General features: G+C 49.1%; 7 protein-coding genes and 1 pseudogene. All 8 read left to right on the forward strand.

The annotated features are described in order from the left end of the window. Positions 1 to 358 precede the first annotated feature (358 nt). Positions 359 to 1,024 carry a response regulator transcription factor gene (locus tag AC6R1O_RS18090; RefSeq protein WP_500625786.1) on the forward strand — a complete coding sequence of 222 codons (666 nt, stop codon included), beginning with the start codon at positions 359 to 361 and terminating at the stop codon, positions 1,022 to 1,024. Then, a complete protein-coding gene (locus tag AC6R1O_RS18095) occupies positions 1,021 to 2,466 on the forward strand; it encodes a sensor histidine kinase (RefSeq protein ID WP_500631888.1) in 1,446 nt (481 codons plus the stop codon). The genes AC6R1O_RS18090 and AC6R1O_RS18095 overlap by 4 nt, the downstream gene beginning before the upstream one ends. Continuing rightward, positions 2,463 to 3,512 carry an ABC transporter substrate-binding protein gene (locus AC6R1O_RS18100; RefSeq protein WP_500634167.1) on the forward strand — a complete coding sequence of 350 codons (1,050 nt, stop codon included), beginning with the start codon at positions 2,463 to 2,465 and terminating at the stop codon, positions 3,510 to 3,512. The genes AC6R1O_RS18095 and AC6R1O_RS18100 overlap by 4 nt, the downstream gene beginning before the upstream one ends. A 101-nt stretch (positions 3,513 to 3,613) precedes the next feature. Beyond that, a complete protein-coding gene (locus tag AC6R1O_RS18105; protein WP_500657572.1) occupies positions 3,614 to 4,684 on the forward strand; it encodes a 4-oxalomesaconate tautomerase in 1,071 nt (356 codons plus the stop codon). A 182-nt stretch (positions 4,685 to 4,866) separates the two neighbouring features. Next, positions 4,867 to 5,985: a Bug family tripartite tricarboxylate transporter substrate binding protein gene (locus AC6R1O_RS18110; RefSeq protein WP_500631891.1), complete on the forward strand. Its 1,119-nt coding sequence runs from the start codon at positions 4,867 to 4,869 to the stop codon at positions 5,983 to 5,985. 103 nt (positions 5,986 to 6,088) lie between these two features. Next, positions 6,089 to 8,071, forward strand: coding sequence for a tripartite tricarboxylate transporter permease (locus AC6R1O_RS18115; RefSeq protein ID WP_500625791.1), 1,983 nt, complete (start codon positions 6,089 to 6,091; stop codon positions 8,069 to 8,071). A 5-nt stretch (positions 8,072 to 8,076) separates the two neighbouring features. Next, a complete protein-coding gene (locus AC6R1O_RS18120) occupies positions 8,077 to 8,928 on the forward strand; it encodes a universal stress protein (protein WP_500631892.1) in 852 nt (283 codons plus the stop codon). 291 nt (positions 8,929 to 9,219) lie between these two features. Continuing rightward, positions 9,220 to 9,377 (forward strand): annotated as a pseudogene (locus AC6R1O_RS18125) (acetyl-CoA C-acyltransferase); the annotation flags it as partial.

Raw genomic sequence — 9,377 nt, forward strand, 5'->3', positions numbered from 1 at the left:
GGCAACAGGTATAGTAACTCCTGTCATCTAGTCGGCATCTGCTGACAAGTTGAGCAAGATGACACTTCCTTTTGAAGGCTGACTTTACTTTCTCCTAATCAGGAAACTGATTATTTTCAATTGGCGTTAGTTAATTGCTTTATACATTCCGACCACACAGTTCTGTGTGGTTTTTTTTTGCCTCGAGAAAATGCCCGGCGCAGCAACGCTGTTCTCCCGTTTAGGCGGCGGTGTTTGATGATCACAGTGTTTGGCAAAAGCCGACAACCTGGATTGTCACCCTACCTTGTCTGATGTTATAAACTGAGGATAAAAGTGATGCATTTGTTGCATTGCCTACAAGGAAAGTTGAGGACCGATGAGAATCTTGATAGTGGAAGATGATCGTTTGATCAGCCAATCATTGGAGCAGCGCTTCACTGATTTAGGTCATGGAGTTGATTGTGCCTACGATGGAAAAGTGGCGTATGCCTTGGTCGCTCACACTCAATACGACTTAATCATCTTGGATTTGAATCTTCCGCATCGTTCTGGAGAAGAGATCACAAAAAAAATTCGCCAACGTTACGATACGCCTATTTTGATACTGACGGCGAGAAACGAGGTGCTCGATAGAATCCAACTGCTTGACTTAGGTGCGGATGATTACCTTTGTAAGCCATTTGACTTGGGTGAACTAGAGGCGCGATGTCGTTCTATTGTGCGCAGGAGTCAAGGGCAAGATCACAACCTTATCGAATTTGGTGACATCTGTTTTGATGCAGCCAGTGCCACGGTGCAGGTGAAGGGTAAGACGGTGGAGCTCAAACAGCGAGAGTATCGCTTGTTGGAAGTGTTTCTCGGTCACCCGAATCGCGTTCTCAGTAAAGAAGAGATCATCGACCATCTGTATGGCTATGACAATCCGCCGAATCTGAACGCAATTGAGACATACGTAGGGCGTCTCAGAAAAGCGTTGTCCGAGAGTGAGGTGGAGATCAAAACACTACGTGGCCTTGGGTATGTGATGGCCAAAGCAGGATGATCGCCTCATTGCCCGTTTTTCAGGGATTTTCTACTCGTTCTTTACGTTTTCAGCTTGTTGTTTATGCGACGATGTTGCTGCTGTTTATTGGCTTGCTCTCTATGCTCGCTGTCAAGCGCTATGCGTATCAGACAGCGCAAATTGCGTTCGATCGCCCGCTCGCCAACTCAGCGTTACAAATTTTAGAGCAGGTAAGGTTTGAGCACCTGCAAGTCAGCGTTGACCTGCCTTTCTCTGCGTTTGCCGGTTTATCAGATTCTCCCAGGGACAAAGTATTTTATGCTGTTGTCATCAATCACGATGAATTTATCACGGGCTATGCTTCCTTGCTCAGCGATACAACAATTCAATCACACATTCAGCAATATCCCGTACAGTTAGAGATCAAACCCCATTTTTTCTACCACACCATGTTTGATGAGTATGTACGCTTTGCCTTGGTCAGCCGCTCCGTGAACACCAGTGAGGGGGCGCAAGTGGTCTCGGTATTGGTGGGTCAGACGGTTCAAGCCAGGACCCATTGGGAAAAAGAGCTATCAGATGTGGCATTCAAGCTATTGGTCGGTGTGGTCAGTTGTGCCCTTGTGGTGATTCTCGTACTGATTGCTATGGTACTTAAACCTTTAAACGTGATTAACCAGAAAATCGCCAGTCGCTCCAATGTGGATCTCACACCCATCGATATGGATGCACCTGAGGAAGTGTCCCACTTGATTGAGACCGTTAACACCTTTATGTCTCAGTTGGATGACACGCTGACAAACCTGAAAAACTTTACTGGAGAAGCGGCGCATCAGTTGAAAACCCCGCTTGCCGGCATGCGCGCGCAAGTCGGTTTGATTCTGAGTCGAGATCACAATGAGGCGACCGCACGATCGTTAGCGAACGTGCTCAAGGCGTGCGATGTGCTCGAACGGACCATTGATCAACTGCTTAATCACGCAACCATTAAGCACCGATATCGAAGTGTTGAGCCCCAGTGGGTGAACATGAATCAGTTAACGGCAGCTGTGTGTCGTTCGTTGGCGATGAATGCGTTGGCAAAGGAGATAGAGCTAAGTTATGACGCGGACACGGCCTTTTCTGTACGCGGGGATGCCTTTGCACTTGAGCAAATGCTGACGAACCTCGTTGAAAATGCCATTAAATACTCGCCAGCATCCAGTCGAGTGGAAGTGGAAGTCAGCCATATGGGTAGCAAAGCCGTCGTGGTGATACGTGATTTCGGCCCCGGTATTAGCGATGCTGATAAGCCTTTGGTGTTTGATCGTTTTTATCGTATCGCGGGGACCGACGAAGCCGGTACCGGTCTGGGGATGAGTATTGCGGCTGACGTAGCGAAGAAGATGCAAGCCGTATTGTTGCTAAAAGACAGTGTCCCAACGGGGCTGACGGTAGAAATACAGTTTCCTTATACAGCGTGGCAAGAGGTAAGCGAATGAAGCGTATCGGGTGGTTAGCGGTTGCGCTCCTATGGTTTGGTTTCAGTGCGGCTGATGAGGCTTCGTTGCCACTGCGGATCTATGGCGCGGCATATCAGTCAGAAATGAAGCCGATGCTGGATGATTTTAAAATGCGTCACCCAGAGGTTAAGATCGATTACCGCTGGATGAGCAGTAATGATCTAGACCGGTATGTTCGCGATAACATTCAGCCACAGCCCGATATCACCATCAGTTCCGTGATGGATTTGCAACTGCGGCTAGTGAATGATGGCTACGCATTGCCTCATCAGGTCGCGATGTCGAGCTACGGTACTTCGCAGAGTGTATTGCCGGAGTGGAGTCAATGGCGTGATGAGTTGTTTGGTTTTAGCTTTGAGCCTGCAGTTTTAGTGTTTAATAAAGCCTTCATTGACGGTAAGGTGCCCCCAATGAACCGCGTTGAATTATTGAGCTTTATCCGTCAATACAGCAGTGAGTTAGTCGGGAAAATCGGCCTGTTTGATATCCGCCGAGTGGGGATCGGTTATTTACTTTGGTCTTTTGAAAGGCAGCAGGCAAGAAATTACGGTCAGTTTCTTGAGCTGTTTAATTCCGCCCAGGCACGCACTTTTGGTAGCACCCGTTCGATGCTTAAAGCGGCCAGTGAGGGTGAGCTTCTTATGGCTTACAACGTGCTCGGATCATACGCTAGAAGCTGGCAAGAGTTGGATGACAACATCGTGATCGTGTCGCTGACAGACTACACACCCGTAATCATTCGCAGCGCCTTTATCAATAAAACCACTCAACAGCCCGATACCGCAAAAGCCTTCATTGATTACATCTTGTCTTTGTCTGGCCAATGGGTCATGGCTGAACAAACCAATATGCCGCCGATTCGCACAGATATTACTAGTGAAAAATCCGCCGCATATTTACGTCAACACTATGCAGATCAACTGAACCCAATTCCTCTGGACGTGCGACTCATGGTGTTCTCAGATCAGAGTAAACGGGAGGTGGTGACGACAGAGTGGGAGAGCGCTCTCAAAAATTACGATTGAGTTGTCCACGCATGCGTGTGTCAGTTCGGTGACAGGTTCGTTTCGTAGCCTTACGCAGCCATTTCAAGCAGGAAGTGGTGTGATTGCTAAGGAGCGAAGGAATGACACACTCTCATCTAATTCCCTGCATGCTTATTCGGGGTGGCACCTCGAAGGGCGCGTATTTTCTTTCACAAGATCTCCCCAGTGACCCAGATGAACGTGATGCGTTGCTGATACGCATCATGGGATCAGGTGATGTCCAGCAAATCAATGGTATTGGTGGGGGCACCTCGTTGACCAGTAAGGTGGCGATCGTCTCGTTGTCTGACTCGCTAGGAGTCGATCTTGACTATCTGTTTGCTCAAGTTGGCGTGGAGGAGAAGATCGTGGATACCAAACCCTCCTGCGGCAACATCTTGTCTGGAATCATTGCGTTTGCAACCGAAAAGAATCTTATCTCACTTCAAGACGGTACGACGACGGTCCGAGTCAAGAACGTCAATACCAACACCATCATAGAAGTCACAGCCGAAACGCCGAATCGACGCTTAAAGTTCGACGGGGATGTCACGGTTGATGGCGTCCCTGGCACGGGCTCACCAGTCTTGTTGAACTTCCTTGACGTGGGCGGAGCAAAAACAGGGGCGCTGTTCCCAACGGGTCAACGTCAACAACGCATTCTTGATGTCGATGTAACCTGCATTGATGCCGCTGTTCCTATGGTGCATATACCCGCATCAGCGCTGGGCATTATGGGTACAGAGAGCAAAGCCGAAATTGATGCGAATCATGATCTACTGGCACGCATCGAAGCGATTCGCATTGAGGCGGGTGAGCTGATGGGGCTAGGTGATGTTCGCTCGAGCGTGATCCCTAAAGTGTCCATTGTGTCCGCACCTCAATCCGGTGGAACCATTACCTCTCGCTATTTAGTCCCCCACAATTGCCATGCCAGTCATGCGGTGACCGGCGCTATTTGTGTTGCGTCTGCCTGTTTGATTCCCGGTACGGTCACTCACTCGCTGGCAGCGCCGAGCAAAGATGAGCGTGTAGTGGTTGAGCACCCAAGCGGAAAAATTGATGTGCAAATGAGTATTTTAGAAGGTGAAGGAGAGCCGATCATCGCTCAAGCGGCGTTAGTCAGAACGTCTCGGCCTTTGTTCAAGGGCGAGGTGTTTGTTAGCCACTAATGTGTCTGCTAGCAAACGGCTTCGCACTCTCGTCGTAAAGTCGATCTATGTAACATTTTTGTTAATGAGGTTGTCCTTGTCAGTTTGATGACAGGTTGAGTGATTAGTGTTAACGCATCGCAATATTGGGCGATAGATAACAAGATTAACGAGAAGCAATCAAAGGATTTGAGGAGGCATTCATGCCAATGAGCAAACCCACTTACCCCCAGTTTATTCGCCGTACTACGGCACTGTTTTCCGCAATGGTTGCCCTAGGGGTCGCCTCTCTGAGCCCGTCGGTACTGGCAGAGGATGTCTCCTTTGATGGCGAGCGTGCTCAAATTACCGTCCCATATAAAGAGGGAGGTGGTACGGATACTTGGGCACGATTTTTTGCTCCTTACTTTAGCCAAACGCTGCCTGGTGAGCCTGTTGTCGTGGTCAAAAATGTGCCTGGTGGCGGTTCAACTAAAGGGGCTAACCAATTTGCCCGCAGAGCCAAAGACAACGGTTTGGATGTCCTCGCGAGCTCCGCATCGACTCAGTTTACTTATCTACTCGGTGACCGCCGTGTCAAATACGATTACAACGATTGGGATGTCGTGATGGCGTCGCCTACCGGCGGTGTGATTTACGTATCTCCGAGTACTGGTATCAACAATGCGGATGATTTTGTTGCCAACCTAGGCTCAGTAGAGTTTCAGTATGCCAGTCAAGGTGCGACAACGATTGATTTGGTGCCTTTGTTAGCGCTTGATCTATTGGGTGCTGATGTCAAAGCTGTCTTTGGTATGAAAGGTCGTGGTGCTGGTCGCCTCGCTTTTGAACGTGGCGAAGTCAATTTAGATTCTCAGACCAGTTCTGCCTATTTGAAGAAGGTAACCCCGCTGGTAGAGGAAGGCAAAGCGATCCCAATCTTTAGTTTGGGTGTGTTGGATGACAACGGTCAACTTCAGCGCGATCCTAACTTCCCCGATATTCCACACTTCGCTGAGGTCTATCAGAAAGCCAATGGGGACATGAATGCCCAAGGTTTCAAAGTTTGGCGTTCTTTCTTTGTCGCAGGTTTCGTGGCTCAGAAAATGTTTTTCCTTCCTGATTCAACGCCAGAAGCGGTCAAACAAGCCTGGCGTGATGCAGCAAAAACCTTCGTTGCAGACGAAGAGTTCCAAGCTCGAGCTAAAGACGTACTGGGTAACTATCAACAGCTAACGGGCGAGGAGGCAGACAAAGCGGTAGAAGCGATTCTGTCACTCGATGAGAGCAGCAGAGAGTGGGTCGCTCAATGGCTTGCTGATAAGTACAACACCAAACTGTAACTCTCAATGAGCAGCGCTCTGAGCGCTGCTCTTCTCTCTCATTCCTCAATTTAGTTGTCCCTCTATTCTCCGTCTGACGACGTTGGCGTTCAAAGGTTCTACGATGTTTAGTGAATTGTTTTTGGCCCTAGAGACCATACTTACCGTCCAGCACATTACCTACATGTTAGGGGGCGTGATGCTGGGCTTAGCGATCGGTATATTCCCAGGTTTAGGGGGGATTGCGGGTCTTTCATTGTTGCTGCCGTTTCTGTATGGCATGGATCCGGTTTCAGCACTCGCGATGTTGATTGGTTTGGTTGCCGTTATCCCTACCTCTGATACCTTCACCTCTGTATTGATGGGAATTCCCGGTTCGAGTGGCTCACAAGCGACCGTACTGGATGGTTTTCCTATGGCAAAGAAAGGGCAAGCTGCGCGAGCGTTATCTGCGGCGTTCACCTCATCTTTGTTTGGTGGTTTGTTCGGTGCTGTGGTTCTGACTGGCTTTGTGCTGGTGGCTCGTCCGGTGATTTTAGCATTTGGCTCTGGTGAGCTATTTATGCTGACGTTACTTGGTCTGACCATGGTGGGCTCTCTAGCAGGAAGAAGTTTAGTCAAAGGCTTATCGGCCTGTGGGTTGGGTGTGATGCTGGGTAGTGTCGGCAGTGCGCCAGCCACCGGCGAATATAGAATGGTGTTCGATAATTTCTATTTGATGGACGGCATTCCACTTGTTGTCGTGGGCTTGGGAATTTTCGCTTTGCCAGAGATCATCGATCTCCTTCGCCAAAACAAGCCAATAGCCAGTGCCAGCAAACTTGGTTCCGGATGGCTATCGGGGGTAAAAGATTTCTTCGAAAACAAGTGGCTTGCTCTACGATGCAGTGTCATTGGCTGCATCATCGGTGCTTTGCCAGGTTTGGGGGGAAGTGTGGTCGATTGGATAGCCTACGGACACGCAGTGCAAACCACGAAGGACAAGCCTGATTTTGGCCAGGGGGATGTGCGTGGCATCATTGCACCTGAGTCATCAAACAACGCGAAAGAGGGCGGTGGTTTAGTGCCCACTCTGCTGTTTGGTATTCCTGGATCTGGTGGCATGGCGGTGTTTTTAGGTGGCATGGTATTGGTCGGTTTGGAGCCTGGACCAGCGATGGTCAGCACTGATTTAGACATTACTTACACGATTGTTTGGTCATTAGCACTTGCCAACGTGTTTGGTGCAGGTGCTTGTATGCTGATTTCGCCATGGGTTGCTAAGTTGACCACCATTCGCTATGCCTTACTCGCTCCTTTTATGGTTATGGTGATCTGTTTTGCAGCGTTTCAAGCTACCCGCGATTTAGGGGACTTGGTGACACTGTTAGCAGTCGGTGTATTGGGCGTGCTTATGAAACGATTTGATTGGCCTCGCCCTGCGTTTCTTATCGGCTTTGTTCTTTCTGCCGGAATGGAAACCTATTTATATCAAGCGGTTCAATTTGATGGTGCAGCGTTCTTACTTCGTCCCGGCGTAATGATCATTGGTGCGCTCACATTACTTTCACTCGTTTTTATGATCCGACAAAATATGAAAAAGCGCGAGCAATCGACCAACGAAGCGTCCTCCACTCCTGCTCCACGTACCCCTCAATTAGCATTTGCGGTCGTGGTGAACTTGGCTTTCGCTTACGGTATCTATGATGGATATCAGCAGAGTTTCCTAGGGGGCATTTTCCCGATTGTCGTGGCGAGTGGTATGTGGTTGCTTTCCGCTGTGGTGATTGTGCAGTTACTGACGCACACCTCATCATCACCGATTTACTTTGATAACGAATATGAGCAAGGCTACGCGTTTGATGACAACACGTCATCGATGATGCACTACCTCTACTGGTTGGCGGGTTTGGTGCTCGGGTGCTTTTTAGTCGGCTATGTCATCTCAATTAGTGTGTTCTTCTGTTTATTCTTGATGAATAAAGCCGGTCTGAGCTTATGGCGATCTTTCGCAACGACGACATTGGCATGCGGTTTTCTACTTGGTTTGACCCATCTTATGTTGTTGGATTTGCCCATTGGCCTATTGCAGGACGCCGTGGATCTACCTTGGCCATTCGGAGGATAACCTAGATGTCTATTAAATCGATCATCATGCCTTTTGCCTCGCAAGAGGATGGAGATACCCGCCTCGAGGGAGGCTTACATGTGGCCAAGTTTTTTCTGGCACACTTGGATGTATTGCACGCACAAGTGGGGTCTGAGCAACTGATGCCCCACGAGCAGCGGCTCGTGTCACGCAAATTCTATGACCAGATAGGTAAAATTGTTCGCGACTACGTCAGTAATGATATGTCGCAAGCTAAGTTGCGATTTTCTGAGCTATGTCAATCACTTAACGTGGTGGAGGGCGAGTCGAGTCTCAACCAAACCAGTGCCACTTGGCATGATATTTTTGGCTATCGTGGTGAGGTGGTGGCGGAGCGCGGTAAAGTATCGGACATCATCATTATTCCTAAATCACTAACAGGGCGCACAAGCGTCAGCTTTGAAGCGGCGATAGAGCATGGCGGCAAACCGGTTCTAGTGATGCCGAGGACGCAGACGCATTTTGCACCTAAGACGGTAATGATTGCGTGGAATGGCGATGAAGCAGCAGCAAACGCAGTAAGTTCTGCATTACCGCTGCTCAAACTTGTCGATAATGTCGTGGTTGCGACCAGTGAGCGCTCATTAGCGAAAAAGCCGACGCAAATCGATCTCGCTACCTACCTTGCACGACACGGAGTGGATGCGGAATGTTTGACGTTTACCCGAGCGAGAAGAAACACAGCCTCGCAGTTGCTTGAGGTGGCCAGTGAAATCAAAGCGGATGTCGTCGTTGCCGGCGCGTTTGCACACCAGAAGCTTCATCAGAAGGTGTTTGGGGGCGTAACTAACCAATTGCTCTCAAGTGCCACGATCCCTTTGTGGATGATGAGTTAACTACGCGATTCACCGCATTGTTCAATGACAGCTGCGTGACAGCTTGAACGTGTACTCTAACTAAAAGACTGGTTAACACCTAATCCATCCGCCCAAGAAAAATGCAGGGTTTACTCCTCCTTGTGTTGTGTTAACCAGTCTTTTCCTTTTCCTGACTTTACTCCCATTTACCGCCTCCAAACCCTCTGCTACTTTTCCATCATAAATCACGTTTATTTAAACGGCCGTTTGATTGCTTTAACAATCTCGTTACAATGGCGTGGTCAGACCTCTCATGATTAAGGAGAAACAATGGGCAAGCAGGAATTAAAGACCCGCTCGGGCGAACGCATCGCCATCGTTGCCGGTTTACGCACGCCGTTTGCACGTCAAAGTACGGAATTTAGCCAGGTCCCTGCGGTGGATCTGGGCAAAATGGTGGTCAGCGATATGTTGGCCAAAACGGACAT

It is taken from the genome of Vibrio sp. R11-SG3-ISO3-SZ, from assembly GCF_059834345.1.

Bases quoted from the DNA above. Each gene is read 5' to 3' on its own strand.
- AC6R1O_RS18090 (WP_500625786.1), top strand. From the start codon at position 359: ATGAGAATCTTGATAGTGGAAGATGATCGTTTGATCAGCCAATCATTG.
- AC6R1O_RS18095 (WP_500631888.1), top strand. From the start codon at position 1,021: ATGATCGCCTCATTGCCCGTTTTTCAGGGATTTTCTACTCGTTCTTTA.
- AC6R1O_RS18100 (WP_500634167.1), top strand. From the start codon at position 2,463: ATGAAGCGTATCGGGTGGTTAGCGGTTGCGCTCCTATGGTTTGGTTTC.
- AC6R1O_RS18105 (WP_500657572.1), top strand. From the start codon at position 3,614: ATGACACACTCTCATCTAATTCCCTGCATGCTTATTCGGGGTGGCACC.
- AC6R1O_RS18110 (WP_500631891.1), top strand. From the start codon at position 4,867: ATGCCAATGAGCAAACCCACTTACCCCCAGTTTATTCGCCGTACTACG.
- AC6R1O_RS18115 (WP_500625791.1), top strand. From the start codon at position 6,089: ATGTTTAGTGAATTGTTTTTGGCCCTAGAGACCATACTTACCGTCCAG.
- AC6R1O_RS18120 (WP_500631892.1), top strand. From the start codon at position 8,077: ATGTCTATTAAATCGATCATCATGCCTTTTGCCTCGCAAGAGGATGGA.